This window comes from Methylacidiphilum sp. Yel (assembly GCF_004421185.1).
Taxonomy (GTDB): domain Bacteria; phylum Verrucomicrobiota; class Verrucomicrobiia; order Methylacidiphilales; family Methylacidiphilaceae; genus Methylacidiphilum.
Map to the genome: position 1 here is coordinate 14171 of NZ_LXQB01000052.1, position 16375 is coordinate 30545.

The 16375-nt window shown below is 41.6% G+C and carries 11 protein-coding genes; 5 read left to right on the plus strand and 6 right to left on the minus strand.

Annotated elements, in window-relative coordinates; all coding sequences use genetic code 11:
- Nucleotides 1–14: 14 nt before the first annotated feature.
- Nucleotides 15–902, minus strand: a complete 888-nt coding sequence (locus A7Q09_RS07600; protein ID WP_134390844.1) for an NAD(P)-dependent oxidoreductase — start codon at nt 900–902, stop codon at nt 15–17.
- Nucleotides 903–1112: 210 nt separating this feature from the next.
- Here A7Q09_RS07600 and A7Q09_RS07605 point away from each other — a divergent pair, with 210 nt between their 5' ends.
- From A7Q09_RS07605 to A7Q09_RS07625, 5 genes are all read left to right on the plus strand, one after another.
- Nucleotides 1113–4304, plus strand: coding sequence for an efflux RND transporter permease subunit (locus A7Q09_RS07605; protein ID WP_134390846.1), 3192 nt, complete (start codon nt 1113–1115; stop codon nt 4302–4304).
- Between the two features lie 26 nt (nt 4305–4330).
- Entirely contained in the window at nt 4331–5743 is a 1413-nt protein-coding gene (locus A7Q09_RS07610) for an efflux RND transporter periplasmic adaptor subunit (protein WP_134390848.1), read from the plus strand.
- Entirely contained in the window at nt 5736–6086 is a 351-nt protein-coding gene (locus A7Q09_RS07615) for a hypothetical protein (protein ID WP_134390850.1), read from the plus strand. The genes A7Q09_RS07610 and A7Q09_RS07615 overlap by 8 nt, the downstream gene beginning before the upstream one ends.
- A gap of 525 nt (nt 6087–6611) precedes the next feature.
- Nucleotides 6612–7571 carry a 2-dehydropantoate 2-reductase gene (locus A7Q09_RS07620; protein WP_134390852.1) on the plus strand — a complete coding sequence of 320 codons (960 nt, stop codon included), beginning with the start codon at nt 6612–6614 and terminating at the stop codon, nt 7569–7571.
- A gap of 100 nt (nt 7572–7671) precedes the next feature.
- Nucleotides 7672–8064: a hypothetical protein gene (locus A7Q09_RS07625; protein ID WP_244228604.1), complete on the plus strand. Its 393-nt coding sequence runs from the start codon at nt 7672–7674 to the stop codon at nt 8062–8064.
- Nucleotides 8065–8473: 409 nt separating this feature from the next.
- On the opposite strand, the gene A7Q09_RS07630 is transcribed toward A7Q09_RS07625, so the two are convergent.
- From A7Q09_RS07630 to A7Q09_RS07650, 5 genes are all read right to left on the minus strand, one after another.
- Complete coding sequence (locus tag A7Q09_RS07630; RefSeq protein ID WP_134390856.1) at nt 8474–10984, minus strand: ATP-dependent Clp protease ATP-binding subunit; 2511 nt, start codon at nt 10982–10984, stop codon at nt 8474–8476.
- A gap of 19 nt (nt 10985–11003) precedes the next feature.
- Complete coding sequence (locus tag A7Q09_RS07635; protein WP_134390858.1) at nt 11004–12101, minus strand: protein arginine kinase; 1098 nt, start codon at nt 12099–12101, stop codon at nt 11004–11006.
- A 111-nt stretch (nt 12102–12212) separates the two neighbouring features.
- Nucleotides 12213–13487, minus strand: a complete 1275-nt coding sequence (hisD, locus tag A7Q09_RS07640; protein WP_244228605.1) for a histidinol dehydrogenase — start codon at nt 13485–13487, stop codon at nt 12213–12215.
- Complete coding sequence (guaA, locus tag A7Q09_RS07645) at nt 13484–15046, minus strand: glutamine-hydrolyzing GMP synthase (protein WP_134390861.1); 1563 nt, start codon at nt 15044–15046, stop codon at nt 13484–13486. Before guaA ends, hisD begins: the two co-directional genes overlap by 4 nt.
- A 152-nt stretch (nt 15047–15198) precedes the next feature.
- On the minus strand, nt 15199–16374 hold the full coding sequence (locus A7Q09_RS07650; RefSeq protein ID WP_134390863.1) for a GuaB3 family IMP dehydrogenase-related protein: 1176 nt from the start codon (nt 16372–16374) through the stop codon (nt 15199–15201).
- Nucleotide 16375: the final 1 nt, after the last annotated feature.

Below are 16375 nucleotides of genomic sequence, written 5' to 3' on the forward strand. Positions count from 1 at the left end.
GCACTTCTAATCGCTTAAAAGGGGCGATCTTCAGAGCAATCGAAAACTTCTGAAGAGATGGCGGAGAAATCAAGCTCAGCTTTCCCATGGTTCAATGCAGAGAGAAAGCGCCAGTACACCACGTCCAGATAAGGTAATGGAACCCTATAGGACTGTACTAAATCTCTTGCTAGTGTTGCATCTTTAAATCCGAGTTGTAATGTGAAACCTGGTTCGCTAAAGGCTTTTTTAACGATAAGTTGGCCGTAATTTTCATAGAGGGGGGAACGAAACAATGCTTGATTGACAGCGGAAAGAAAATCTTGAGGGAGGATCTTAGCTTTTTGAGCCAAAGAGAAACTCTCGCTTAAGGCTTCAATAACGGTCATGATTAGAAAATTGCCTAAAATTTTTACAATATTCGCTTTGGCGGGTTCTTCTCCAAAATTAGAATAACCTCTTCCTAAGGCTTGGAAGATGGGGTGACATTTTCTCACGGCTTCTAGAGGTCCAGCAGTAATAATCCACAATTCTTTTCTTGCAGCTGCATCAGGACGTCCAAACACAGGGGCTGAAACAAGAATCTGCTTTTTGGCTGCATGCATCCTTTGAATTTCCTGAATGACTTTCGGACTAACCGTGCTCATAGATAGATGAACACCTTCTTCGTGTAATCCATGGATGATCCCTTCGCTGCCAGCTGTGATTTCTAATAATGCCTCATCATTGGCAAGCATAGTAATGACAACATCACTGCTTGTTGCCACTTCTTTAGGACATCCAAGAATTTTGGCACCGAAAGCTGCCAAAGGATCAGCTTTTTCTTTCGTACGGTTATAAATAAAGAGTTCTTTTCCAGAGGCCAAAAGGTTTTGGGCCATTGGATATCCCATCTTCCCAGTACCTATAAAACCAATTTTCATTGAAAATTTTTATAGCAAGAAATTTGAAACAAATTACAAAATCGTTTTTCATCTATTTATGATTCCATTGAGTATTTAACACAACCCCTTTGAAATGGTGGGGAGAAAAAATTTTGTTTTTTTGCAACATAATGGTATTGAAACTGCTATTGTCGAGAAGAAACTTATTTTTAGTTGAGGGGTTCTTTTTTTTAAGGGAAAAATAATATTATGCTCTGGCTGGTCAAAGTTGCACTTAGAAAGCCCTATACAGTCGCTGTGATGGCAGCGCTCATATTTGTCATGGGACTATTGACTATTGAAACAACTCCAACGGATATTTTCCCCGACATCGATATTCCCGTTGTGAACGTTGTCTGGTTTTATCAGGGTCTGACTCCAGAGGATATGACCAATTTCATTACTACCTTTAGCGAGTTCAATCTTTCCCAGTATGTGGATAATGTAGCCCGAATGGAGTCAAGAACCTATTATGGGCTTAATGTTATTCGCATGTATTTTCAACCAGGAGTCCCTATCGATCTGGCTGTTTCGGAAGCGGTATCGATCTGTCAGACTGTCATAAAAAGAATGCCCCTTGGAACTACCCCTCCTTATGTTTTGCGCTATTCTGCAGCGGAAGTCCCTGTTATACAGTTGGCTGTAAGTGGGAAAACAAAATCAAATGCTGATTTGTTCGATTATACTTGGTATATCTTTAGAAGAGAATTAGCTACGATTCGAGGAGCCACTTTCCCTCCACCCTGGGGGGGGACAGCGCGATTTATTCGTGTCGATGCTTATCCAGATCAGCTTTTAGCTAGAGGCATCACCGCTCAAGAGTTAATGGAAGTAATCAATAACCAAATTTTGGATTATGCTTCTGGAGATATCAAAATAGGAGATCGTGACTATTTAGTCTCTGTGAACAATGTTCCAACGAATGTTCAGGAGATGAACGACATTCCGATTAAAAAAGTCAATGGCCAAATCGTTTATATGCATGACCTAGGGTATGTCAGGGATGGAGGAGCAGTCCAATGGAATTTTGCTCGGTATAATGGGATTCCTGCTGTGATTATGCCTCTTTTGAAAAACGGTATGGCATCAACTTTGGAATTAGTCGCTAATCTTAGAAAACTGCTTCCGATCGCTAAAGCTTCAGCTCCAGAAGGAATTGAAATCAAAGAATTAATGGACCAATCAGTCTTTGTCCGGGCTTCTGTAGAAGGGGTGGTTAAGGAAGGGTTGATTGCTGCAGGCCTTACAGGGATTATGATTTTAGTCTTTTTAGGGAGCTGGAGATCGACTTTAATCGTTTTAACTTCCATTCCTCTTTGTATTCTTGTGGCTCTTTTCATTCTTAGCCGCATGGGCAATACCATAAACATCATGACTCTTGGAGGGCTTGCTCTGGCTGTTGGAATTCTTGTGGATGATGCGACCGTGGAGGTGGAAAATATCCATAGAAATCACGGTATGGGAAAGCCTCTTGTTCAGGCAATTCTCGATGGTGCTCAGCAGATTGCTAATGCGGCTTTCGTTGCAACGCTTTCTATTTGTATCGTATTTACTTCTGTAATTTTTTTAGAAGGGCCTCCAAAATATCTTTTTACTCCCATGGCCTTAGGAGTCGTCTTTTCGATGCTTTTCTCTTATTTTCTTTCAAGGACCCTCGTTCCTACGATGGCTAATATGCTTATTCGACAGGAAGAGATCATTGAGCATAAAAGGAAAATCGAAGGCAAACCGCTCTCGCGTTTTATGCGGTTTCATCACTGGTTTATGGAACGCTTTGAAGAGTTCAGGGATAATTATGGAGAGCTTTTGAAATGGGCCCTGCATCATAAAGGAGCAGTGTTTTTACTCTTTGGTATCTTGGGTTTTGCTTCCTTTGTGGCTTTGCCTTTTGTAGGAGAGAATTTTTTCCCTCCTGTAGATGCTGGTAAGTTTAGGCTTCATGTTTTTACCCCGCCAGGAACAAGATTGGAAACAACAGCCAGAATTTTCAGTGAAATTGAAGAATACATAAAAAAGGAAATTGTTCCGGAGGAAGAAATCGATTCTATAGTGGATTTAGGAGGGCTTCCTTTTTGGTTTCCTGCAGGAATGGCTTTTGGTGATTATATCAATGAAGGGACATTTGACGGAGAGATTTTAGTATCGCTCAAAGAAGATCATCATTCCACATTTGCATACATGAAAAAGATAAGGGAGAAATTGCCAAGGAAGTTCCCTGGATGCGAGTTCTTCTTCCAACCACCAGATATGGTCAATCAGATTCTTAACTTTGGTTCAGCTGCTCCTATTGATATACAAGTTGTAGGAAAGGACCCGGATATTACGTCTCGATTTGCAAAAGAAATCCAAAAAAAAGTAAAAAAGATCAAAGGAGCTGCTGATGTTATTATTTATCAGAAAAAACAGCCCTATCTGCATTTAAAAATAGATCGAATACGGGCTCTTGATTTTGGTTTGAATCAAAGGGAAATTGCTAACAACATTTTAAACCAGTTGAGTTCAAGCTATGTGGTGGCCCCTAATTATTGGGCAGATCCTAAAACCACCATCAACTATCCGGTTGTTGTTCAAACCCCCCAGCACCTGATTGACAGTCATAACTCTTTGCTCAATATTAATCTTCATCCGATAAAGGAATATTATTCTGATCTCCTTGCTTCAAGAGAAGAGACTCAGCTATTGAGTAATGTGGTTTCGGTGGAGCATACCCAAAAGGCTGCCGTTGTCAGCCATTATAATGTCAAGCCTATTTACAATGTTTTTGTTAATGTGCAAGGAAGAGATCTGGGAGGGGTAGTCCACGACGTCCAAAAAGTTATCAATAGCGTCAAAAAGGAATTGCCTCCAGCCTATGAAATCCATATTCGTGGACAGGCTGAAAGCATGCAGAATGCCTTTGGTCGTCTTGGTCTTGGCATTGTTTTTGCCATTCTGATGGTCTATTTTTTGTTAGTAGTCAATTTTCAAGGATGGGTGGATCCTTTCATCATTCTAATGGCCCTGCCGGCAGGATTTTGTGGTGTTATCTGGATGCTTTATCTTACTGGCACAACATTTAGTGTCCCCTCTCTTATGGGGATGATTATGACCGTTGGAGTTGCCACTTCCAATAGCATTTTGCTGATTACTTTTGCCAATGAAGAAATGAGAAATGGAGCCGATGCTCTTACAGCTGCTTGGATGGCTGGAAGAATTCGGCTTAGGCCGGTTCTTATGACTGCTGGGGCGATGATTCTTGGTATGCTCCCTATGTCCCTTGGACTTGGAGAGGGAGGAGAACAGAATGCTCCTCTTGGCAGAGCGGTTATTGGAGGGATGATTTTTGCTACCATAGGAACTCTTTTCTTCGTTCCAGTTGTTTTCAGCATTATTCGTAGCAAGAAAACAAGACCTACGGAATAGACAAAGCTTACAAATGAGTAGATTTTATGAGTAGTAAGGAGTTCGATGTGGGTTCGAAAATAAAAGACACCAAACGTGGCATATTAGAAAAATTAGCCCGGATCGTTGATAAAAAGCGTAAAGGAAGCGGGAAAAGCCAAGAAGAGGGACCTATTCAAAATAAAGAACAGGACAATCTCTCTCCCACCATTCCTGAACCGCCTCCTGTTAAAAAACGGGAACGACTTGAACCCATTTTAAAGAAAATCAAAAGTGGACCCGCTTTTATAGCTCTTTCTTTGGGAGCAATTCTTCTTGCTCTTTTTATTATAGGACTCATCCCAAGGCTGCATAATCAAGGAATACTGAAAAAATATGTGGCTATAGCCAATGAAATCCCTGTTTCTGTTATTAGCCCAAAGCTTGCTCCACCAATCACGGATTTAAGGCTTCCTGGGACAGCAAGAGGCTATTTTGAAACACCCATATGGGCAAGAGTCAATGGGTATATTAAAAATTGGTGGGTAGATATAGGGGACGAAGTGAAGGAAGGCCAACTGATGGCTGTAATTGATGCCCCGGATATTGATCGTCAAGTGTTGGAGATGGAAGGGGTATTGAAATCAGCTGAGGCGAATTTGGAAATTGCCAGGATTTCTTTGGATAGATGGAAAGAACTAATAAAAACCCGTGCGGTTTCCCAACAGCAGCTCGATGAAAGGCAGGCTGCTTATGATGCTGCTCTTGCTCGAGTCAACGCTTCTCGAGGACAACATGAATATTGGAAAGAACTTCAAAATTTTGAAAAGATTTATGCTCCATTTAGTGGGGTCGTTACTGCTCGAAATATAGATATTGGCACGTTAGTGTCTCTGGGCAGTGATAAAGGAGTAAGGGAACTCTATCGGATATCCGTGACGGATGTCATGAGGGTGTATGTGGCTGTTCCTCAGAATTATGCTCCTCAGATCCAGCTTGGGGCTTGGGCTGATGTCACTGCTTCGGAATTGCCTGGAAAAATCTTCAAAGGGCTAGTTGTAAGAACATCGAAAGCGGTTGACCCTCTTTCTCGTACACTGTTGACAGAAGTCGATGTCGGTAATCCCAATGGAGAGATTATTGTCAATATGTATGTAGATGTGACTTTCCATCTTCCAAGGACACAGGAAACCTATCTAGTGCCTGTCAATACAATAGTCGTAAGGGCCGATGGCAATTATGTGCTTAGTGTTGATGAACATCAGACTGTCCATTATAATAAGGTAGAACTGGGGAAAGATTTGGGACAATTCATTGAGATTCCTTCTGGACTTTCCAAAGATCAGAAAATTATATTAAATCCCCCTGAAATTCTTGAAGAAGGGGATAAAGTAGTGGTTGTAGAGGATCTTTCTAAACCAAAGCCTGATAAGATAAAAGAGAAAAAGTTATTACAAAAGGGAAAGCTAGCTCATGAATGATGACCGACAAGAAAATAGAAAAGTAGCAAGTGCCACTTCGATAGAGGCTCAGGGTGGGGTCGTTGCTTCGGAGAGACCTGTTGCCTTCTTTACCATAGAATCTCCAGGAAGAAATTGGGTTTTCCCTTATTCAAGAATCCTTTTTGCTCATACCGATACCGAAGGCAATCGATTTTTTCTCCGGACGATAAGTCATGATATCTGGATTAATGGTCAAAACTTACAAAAGGCCATTTCTTTAATCCAGCAGGAAAGATTGATGGACGTCAAAAAGGGGAGTAATGAGAATGGGAAAGTGGATTCGGTAGAAGTCATGGAAAATCCTGGTGGAATGTTTGCTTAAAGCATTTTGTTAAGCATTCACAGTCTTGTTTGGTAGGGCGGCAGAGAGAAATAGACAGCTACACCTGAGGGCAAGAAAAACCAATATGAGGCTGTAGGCTCATAGGAACCTTGTGAAGTCATAGGAAGCGGTACGGTGTTGGGCGCTTGAATGTGATCAAGGACTGACAGCCTCCTGTATATAAGTAGAAAAAGATATTCCAGATGGCATTTATTGAATTGGATTAGCCCTTTAAGATTTTCTTTGCAGGATGTGCTTGAAATTCCACAAGGCGAATTGTCGTGCTCTATTGCTTGTCTTTTCACAAGCAATACTTACTCCTCTTGAGGCGAGAAACTTAGACAACTAGCTGAACATCGGCAAGAGTGGAGGAATCCATGCTATGGAGCAAGCCCACGATCATGATCTTAATAGAGCGAACAATCTAAAGAATTTGGCTCTGAGGGCCATGGGCATGATAAAGTGACGAAGGAGAATAAATTTAGTCTGGTTCCTTTCAACCCTTTTGCTATTTTTATAAATACTATGTCGTTTGAATCATCTCTGGAGCATCTCGATAAAGGAAAGATTGCTCTCATAGGTGCTGGAGCCATTGGTTCGTTCTATGGTGGGCTTCTTGCGAAAGCTGGGTATGATGTCAATTTCTTGATGCGAAAGGACTATGAGATAGTTAAGGAAAGAGGACTTATTATTGAATGGGGAAAAGAAAAGACCTTTCAGCTTTATCCGGTTAAAGTTTATACTAATACCAATCAGATTGGCCCTTGTAAGTGGGTGATTATTTCTTTAAAAACTTCTGCAAATGATATTCTTTTTGAATTGCTTCCCCCACTTCTTTCTTCTGAAACAGTCTTGGTTTGTTTCCAAAATGGCATAGATAATGAAAAGTGGCTTTATGAGAATTTTGGACCTCGAATCATTATTGGAGGAATATTATTTGTGTGTATTAATCGAACGGGTCCAGGCAAAGTCACAAATTTTGGTTTTGGGAAAGTAGAACTTGGACAGTATAATGCGTTGCCTGGAAAAGAATTAAAGGATTTCGCAACGATGCTTAGGACAGCAGGGATTGAAACAGAAATAGTCAACTCATTAGAAGAAGCAAGATGGAAAAAATTGGTATGGAATATTCCTTTTAATGGATTATCCGTTGCTGCTGGAGGGGTTGATGTAGCTGTGATTCTGGAGAAGCCCGAACTTGCTTTAGCTGCTAGGGAATTGATGCAAGAAATTATTAAGGCGGCTAAAGCATTCGGTTTTTCCATCACTAATGATTTTATTGAAATGCAGCTTCTTAGAACCAAAAAGATGGGACATTATAAACCTTCAAGCTTGTTCGATTTTTTAGAGCATAAACCTCTTGAGGTAGAAGCAATTTGGGGCAGGCCTTTAAAAAAAGCAAGAGAGAAAGGCCTTGAGCTTCCAAGGCTTCAACTGCTTTATGCGATTCTTGATTCATTGAATTCCCTCAGTTCTAGGAACTGAGAGAAACTTGCTTGCGATGCGGGGCTTTTGGCTAAAAAAAAGAGTTAGACAAATAAGCGTCATTTTTTTGGTATTGATTTTTAGTATTGGATGTTCCAGGTTGTGGGAGAATAAACCAAATTTCATTCTCTCCATTTATCATTACTTAGACTTCTATCCGGATAAAGATGTTCCTAATGAAGATCTCCCATTGGTGTTAAGAGAACGGAAAAAAGCCGTATCCCTTTTACCTCCAATTCTTAAAGTTATAAGTAAAGAACATAAGGAACTATTGGTAAATAAAATTATTGTGAATAATTCAGTGGAAGCGGAGTATTACTGTCAGCCGACCTATGATCCTGCTAATCCATGTAAAAAGATAAAAGTTTTACCCAAAAAAATGGATTATGATGACGTTTTGCAAGTCTCACTTATCGGTTGCAAAGAAAGAATCAACAGTATTGTGATCGAATCCAATGCAGGAAGATGGGAGTATAGCCTGCCTCAAAACTGAATGTTACGATGACTGCCGGAAAAATCCTACTTTTAGAGATAGAAAGCAATCACGATGAATTGAAAAGGGCCAAAAAGGAATCGCCGTTCCCTCAGACTTACTCATTTCTACTAACACAGGTTCGAAGCTGATTTCCTGCTTCACCGAGGCTGGTTTCACTCAGGCCTTGCGGTCCAAGCCAGAGCCTTCCTCTCCACAGGCTTTCCATCCGGACGTACCTCGCCGTAGAGCCGCAGCCAATCCACAGGCCAGGAGATTTTTGGCCGCATTCACGTCTCGGTCGTGTGTGTGGTTCCACAGTCCGGATAGGTCCAATGCTGACCATCTTGCGAGACATGCTCAAATACATATCTTTGCGCAAGAAAGTGCAGCTTAAATTGAAACTGTTCAAGCCCCTTTTTTCAGACCTTTAGACAGCTGATTCAACTTGAGATTGAGTCGAAGATTCATTTTGGGAAGGTTTCGGAGTAAAGATGAGCATTCCTTCCCGTGCATCAATCTCAACGACTGTAGCTTCGGCTAATTTACCTTTGAGCAATTCTTCAGCGATAGCATTTTCCACATATTTCTCAACTGCTCTTCTCAAGGGTCTAGCACCATAGGCTGGTTCATATCCCTTTTCAATCAAGAAATCGATGGCTGCATCTGTGAGAAGAATGCTCAATTTGCGACTCTTTAGTCTTTCCGCCACTTTATTAACTTCCAAATGAACGATTTTGATCATGTCTTCTCTGCTAAGCGATCTGAAGACAATAAGATCATCAACCCTGTTTAAAAACTCCGGTTTAAAAGTCTTTTTAACAGTTTCCAGCATTCTTTCCTTCATTTGCTCATAGGAAATCTCATCCTGCTTTGTTCGGAAGCCAAGCACGCCTGGTTTCAAACCCATCTCAGCACCGACATTGGATGTCATGATGATGATGGTATTTCTAAAGTCAATCTTTCTACCAAGGCTATCGGTAACGATTCCATCCTCGAGAATTTGCAAGAGAATATTCCAAACATCCGGATGGGCTTTCTCTATCTCGTCAAAAAGAACAACCGAATAGGGCCTACGCCGAATTTTTTCGGTTAACTGTCCTCCTTCCTCATACCCAACATATCCAGGCGGAGAACCGATGAGTCGAGAGACATTGAACTTTTCCATGTACTCACTCATATCAATCTGTATGAGGGCGTCAGCACTGCCAAAAACATATTCGGCTAATGTTTTTGCCAGCATCGTTTTGCCTACACCCGTTGGTCCAAGGAATATAAAGGACCCAATGGGTCTTTTGGGATCTTTAAGATCAGCCCTTGAGCGCTGCAAGGCTCTACTCAAGGCCTCTATGGCCTCATCCTGACCAATCACCCTCTTTCTCAATTCTTCGCCAACATTGAGAAACTTATCCTGATCATTCTGAGTGATCCGAGTAATAGGAATCCCTGTCCACTTCGAGACAATTTGCATCATATCGTCTTCAGTGATGGTTGTCTCCTTTTCGTCTCGCCGTTTCTTCCATTCAGCAATCCGTTGTTCGAGCTTTTCTTTAAGCTCTCTCTCTTTGTCTCTCAATGCTGCAGCCTTTTCGAAATTTTGAGCCTTAATGCACTCATCTTTCTTGGCTCTAATAGCAAGCAGCTCGTTTTCAAGTTCTTTTAATTCTGGTGGCCTCATTGTTGCGGCAATTCTAGCCCTAGCCCCAGCTTCGTCCATGATGTCGATGGCTTTATCAGGTAAGAATCTTCCCGTAAGATATCTATCCGAAAGACGGACGGCAGTATCAATAGCCTGGTCGGTAAACTTGGCTTTATGATGTGCTTCGTACTTTGGTTTGAGTCCGTGCAAAATCTGAATCGTTTCTTCAACGCTTGGGGCTTCCACAAGAACGGTTTGAAATCTTCTTTCCAAAGCCGCGTCTTTCTCTATGTATTTGCGATATTCTGAAAGAGTAGTCGCACCTATGCATTGTAATTCCCCACGTGACAACGCCGGTTTAATAATATTGGAAGCATCCATCGCTCCTTCTGCAGAACCAGCCCCCACAATCGTATGCAATTCGTCAATAAAAAGGATAATGTTTTTGGCCTTACGGATCTCCTCCATCACCGCCTTAATCCTTTCCTCAAATTGTCCTCTGTATTTTGTTCCGGCGACCATTAGGGCTAAATCCAAAGTGATCACCCTTTTATCTCTCAACAAATCGGGAACATTTTCATTGGCGATTTCCTGGGCTAATCCTTCGACAATGGCCGTTTTCCCCACCCCCGCTTCACCAATAAGCACGGGATTGTTTTTTGTCCTTCTGCAAAGGATCTGCATCACTCGTTCGATCTCGTTTTTTCTTCCAATCACTGGATCAAGTTCTCCACGACGCGCCAGTTCTGTTAAATCCCTACCAAAAGCTTTCAAAGCGGGTGTTTTCACTTCCTTTTTTGAGGTTGTTTCGGTAGTCCCAGCAAAAGCTGGTTCAGGATTTTCTTCTTCTCCACTGGCAGAGAAATTAGGATCTAATTCCTTTAAAATCTCATTGCGCACTCTTTCCAGATCGATATCGAGATTTTTAAGGATAGTGGCAGCCACTCCCTCACCTTCTCGAAGCAGTCCTAAAAGAATATGCTCCGTTCCTACATAGCTATGGTTCAGGGCTTTTGCTTCTTTGCTGGCTAAAGCCAAAACTTTCTTCACCCGAGGTGTGTAAGGAATAGGCGTTGTCGGTTTGCCTTCGGAAGGGACAGAACCTATTTTTTTCTCTATTTCGATTCGTACAGTTTCCAGATCTACTCCAAGTTTTTGGAGGACATTAATGGCTACTCCTTGGGCCAGTTTAATTAAACCAAGCAAAAGATGCTCAGTGCCCACATGGTTGTGCCCAAACCTTTCGGCTTCCTGTCTAGCAAGTGCCAATACTTGTTGTGCTCTAGGCGTAAAGTTTGTCATTTTGAGATAGCCTCCTACTTTAATGATGATAAGGAAACTGCAAATGTCTTGTATCGGGAGAAGGAAAATTTTTAAACTTTTCCCTTAAGAAATCAGCTCGTAACTGGTCTCTTTCCTCCGAAGAAAGTTTCCTCTCATAAGCCATTTGTAAATGAGCTGGCTGAATTTTTATCAAACACTCATCAATAATCATTCTATAATTTTCTGGAAACATCCCTAAATCAATCCCCAAACGAACGACTGATAACAAATTCAATGTTTCCTTAGAAGTAATTATATACGAATTTTGTAAAATTCCAAATGCTCTGCTTACTTGATCCAATATAAATTTAGGCTTTTCTTGTAAAAGTTTTTGCCGAGCATTTTCTTCATGTTGAATTATCTGGGTAATTACTTTATGCAACCTCTCTAAAATTTCCTCTTCACTCTCCCCAAGGGTCATCTGATTGGAAATCTGGAATAAGTTGCCCAATGCTTCCGTTCCTTCTCCAAATAACCCGCGAACGGCTAATCCAATTCTATTAACCGCTTTTACTATTTGGCTGATCTGTTCGCTCAAAACGAGGGCCGGAAGGTGCATCATGGCCGAGACCCTTAAACCAGTTCCCACATTTGTAGGACAGGCAGTTAAATAGCCTAATTTTGTAGAAAAGGCAAATTCAAGTTTCTCATCCAGTTCATCATCTATTTTTTCAGCAAGTTTCCATGCCGCTTTTAGTTGCAAGCCAGATTTGAATGTCTGTATCCGTAAATGATCTTCTTCATTGATCATTATAGAAACCGAACGGGTGGAATTGATAGCCAACCCACTCCCAACATTTTTGGCTGCGTGTTCTCTACTGATAAGATGTTCCTCTACGAGCACCTGCTTTTCCAATGGAGAAAACCGGTCCATGGAATCTACAATCGCTAAAGGCTTCATTTCCCCTAGAGAGGAGACTTCAGGAAGCGTAATCGATAATATTCTTATCCGTTCGTTCTTCCTTGCCCATCCAGGGAATGGAAACCGATTGAGATTTCTTGCAATGCGAACCCTGCTTGAAACAACAATCTTGTTGTTGCCCTCTCCAGAATGCAGCCACTCACTGGGAGAAGAGATTAAAGAATTTATTTTCACTTCTTAGTAAAATAATAAAGATTGAGGCAATTCGCAACAACATCAAGAAGGATTTCTTTGAAGGATGCAAAGAAAATGTTCAAGAAAAAAAGGGAAGATGCAAAAAAAAGGTTATTTTTCCCCTCTTCTTATTTTAATCGATGCTCCATGGGCATCAAGAGATTCAATGTTGGCGAAAGATTCTAAAAAGGGGGACACTTTTAACAGAGCCTTTTTCGAATATTCGACAACGCTAGTTCTTTTGTAGAACTGTGATAAGGTAAGACCACTGAAGGATTTTGCCCCACCTCCGGTGGGAAGTGTGTGGCTTGGCCCAGATAGAAAATCTCCTGCAGCAACTGCAGAATACGGTCCAAGATAGATTGCTCCGCAATTTTTTAATCTAGAAAGAAATTTTTTAGGAGAAGGGATCTGCAAGCTCAGATGTTCAGGAGCGAATTCTTCTATGAGCTCAATTCCTTCATCCAGAGAAGCAACTTGAACAAAGTAGGCATGATGAGCGAGTACTTCCATTAGAATATGTTTTCTTTGCAAGGAAATAAGCTGTTGGTTTATCGCTTCCATAACTGATTGCAATAATGTATCATCGGGAGTAACGAATAAAATTTTACTGGAAGGGCCATGTTCGGCTTGAGCAAGGAGATCAGCAGCAATAAACTCAGGATTAGAACCTTTAGAAGCCAGCACGGCAATTTCGCTTGGACCAGGTAATAAATCGATGGCTACGGGTCCTACTACCTGTCTTTTTGCTTCAACAACATAGGCATTTCCAGGTCCGAATATCTTTTCGACTTTTCTAATGCTTTCGGTGCCAAAAGCTAAAGCACCTATGGCTTGGATGCCTCCAATCTGATAGAGTTCGGTTGCCCCAGAATATTCAATAGCGTAATGAAGAATCGGATTGATTGGGGGAGGGGAAACAACGACAATTTCTTTAACCCCGGCAGTTTTAGCAATGCATACAGTCATCAACGCCGTTGAAACAAGTGGGGCAGTTCCTCCTGGCACGTAGACACCTATTCTTTGGAAAGGACTGTAAATTTCTCCGACTCGAGCCCCTTCCATGTTTCTTATAGACCAATTTTTGATTTTAGAAGCCTTTGCAAACAAAGTTATGTTTTTCTTTGCCCAGCGTAGGGCATCTATAACGGGTTTTGGAGGGGGAGAGGGCTTCTTTGTGATTCTAAAAGATTGTGGATCTATAGACTGTTTGTCAAACTGCTCAGTATACTGACTAACTGCTTTATCCCCTCTTTGCAGAACTTCTTCCAGAACCGTCTTTACTTTTTCTTCAATTTCTTTCGAAGAAAGATAAGTACGAGAGAGAGCTTTTTTCTTTTGATTCCAATCTGGATCGGAAAAACGTAGAATTTTAAAATCAATCATTCCCATTCTATGGTTGCAGGCGGTTTTGAAGAAATATCGTAAACGACCCGATTAACTCCTTCAACTTCATTTATAATTTTATTAGCTAGCCTGGATAAAAGTTCTGGAGGCAACTTGGCCCAATCGGCAGTCATGCCGTCAATGCTTTCTACCACTCTCAGTGCGATAGTAAAGCCATAGGTTCGTCTATCTCCCATGACTCCTACAGAGCGGACAGGCAAAAGCACTGCAAAGGCCTGCCATACTTTCTCATAATAGCCAGCCTTTTTTATTTCTTCGATGACAATCGCATCGGCATCTCTTAGAATCCGTAGATTTTCTTCTCGAATTGGAGCTAGACAACGAACCGCTAGTCCTGGCCCTGGAAAAGGATGCCGATAGAGCAGTTCGTGAGATAAACCAAGTAGGGTGCCAACCTTTCTGACTTCATCCTTGAAAAGAAATCGTAGGGGTTCTATGAGCTTGAAAGGAACTCTTTTGGGTAATCCTCCGACGTTATGATGGCTTTTTATTAGGCAGGCCCCTTTTCGACCAGAATGCGCGCTTTCGATGATATCTGTATATAAGGTTCCCTGTGCAAGAAATTTGGCTTCTCCAACACTTTGGGCAGCTCGTTCAAAAACTCGAATAAACAGATTGCCAATGATCTTCCTTTTTCTTTCTGGATCGGCAACATTTCTTAATTTAGTCAAAAATTCCTTCGAAGCATCAAAACAATGGATGTTGATTCCAAGGTTTCGACGCATGAGCTCTGAAATTATTTGGGCTTCGTTTTTTCGTAAAAGTCCTGTATCCACAAAAATGGGATAGAGTCTTTCCCCAATGGCTTTATGAATAAGGGCTGCGGTTACCGAAGAATCTACGCCACCACTGATGCCTAAAATGACTCTTTCTTTGCCCACTTTCCGTTTAATCTCCTCAATACTTTCTTCAATAAAAGAACCAAGATTCCAGTTAGCCGTGGCATGACAGATTTCAAAGAGAAAATTAGCTAATATTTTTTCTCCATGCTCAGTATGAGTGACTTCCGGATGGAATTGAAGACAATAGATGTTCTTTTTAAGATTGCAGATTGCTGCATGCGGTTCATCGGCCGTAAAAGCAACTACTTCAAAATCTTCAGGTAATACACTGACTCTGTCACCATGGCTATTCCAAACGGTCAAATGAGAGGGAAGTCCTTCAAAAAGCCTTGTTGGATTAATAATCGAAAGAGAAGTAGGGCCGTATTCACCTTGCTCCCCTTTTTCAACCTTTCCTCCAAAATGAGAGGCAATCCATTGATAGCCATAACAGATGCCAAGGATTGGAACCCCAAGTTCGAAGATACGATTATCAAAAGTAGGAGCTGCTTCTTCAAGAATGCTTGAGGGGCCACCCGAAAGGATAATGCCTGCGGGAGAAAGTTCACATAACTCTTGAAAAGAACTTTCCCAAGAAAGAATAGTTGAGAAGACGCCAAGATCCCTAATTCGACGCGCAATAAGCTGTGTATATTGGGACCCAAAATCGATGATAGCTATGGATCCCTTTTCAGGCAAAAGTTTGGGGTTTTTCATGACTCAACAGACTATCCTGCTTCCTTTTCTTTATTCATAGCAGAATAAGAAAAGCTGTGTGCTTCTTTTCAGGATGCTATTTTTCCTATTCCTTGGCGTTGCCCTGGAGATCCTTCGTCTCTCTTTTTTTATTCCTACAACAAAAGGCATCATTATCTCCCCATGCCCACCGATTGAATCATTTGAAAAAGCTTTCCTTCGGACTGAATACTCGGAGCAATGATAATTTCGGCTTCTTGAAATTGTTTTATAGTTGCAGCCCCCACATTTCCCATGGATGTCGCGAGGGCTCCAACCAGATTTTGAGAACCATCATCCACAGTAGCTGGACCATAAAGGATTTGGGAAAGCGGTCCAGATATTCCCATTCGAATCAATGTGCCTCGTGGCAGATTCGCATGGGGAGTGGCCATTCCCCAATGACATCCTTTGCCAGGAGCCTCTTCAGCTCTGGCAAAAGCAGAACCAATCATGACAGCATCGGATCCGCAAGCAATGGCTTTGCAAAGATCTCCGCCTCTTCGCATACCGCCATCGGTAATGATTGGAACATAGCGGCCCGTTTTTTTATAATAGGTATCTCTAGCGGCAGCCGCATCGACTGTGGCGGTGACTTGTGGCACACCAATACCAAGCACTCCCCTTGAGGTACATGCAGCTCCTGGGCCAACACCTATTAATACACCACTGACTCCGCAGTCCATCAATTCGAGGACTACATTATAAGTCACGGCGTTGCCTACAAGTACAGGAATACGCATATTTTTGCAAAATTGCTTTAAATCCAGGGTTTTATATCGAGTTGAAATATGCCTGACCGTGCTTACGGTAGATTGAACAATATAGAGATCGGCTCCAGCTTCTTGGGCAATGTATCCATAGGTTTCGGCAGTTTGAGGAATAGATGAAACCGCCGCAATAGCATTACCCTTTTTAAGCTCTTCAATTCTTGCAACGATGAGTTTTTCTTTGACTGGAGCAGAATAAATTTTTTGAAGGAGTTCGGTTACCTTATTCTGGTCGCATTTTATGATCTCATTAATGACTTCTTGAGGGTTTTCATAGCGGGTTTGAATCCCTTCAAGATTGATGACTCCAATCCCACCCAATCGACTCATCTCAATACAAAACCGAGGGTCTGTCACTCCATCCATAGCACTTGCTAAAATTGGGATTTTTAATTTGATTGTTTTGCCTGAAGGATGGGTAATTTCAAAGCTGGTATCGACTTCCTCAGGATTAATAGTGATCTCACCTGGGACTAACGAAATCTCGTCAAATCCATAACAGACTCTTGCTTTTCGATTTCTTCCTATCCACATGCCCATT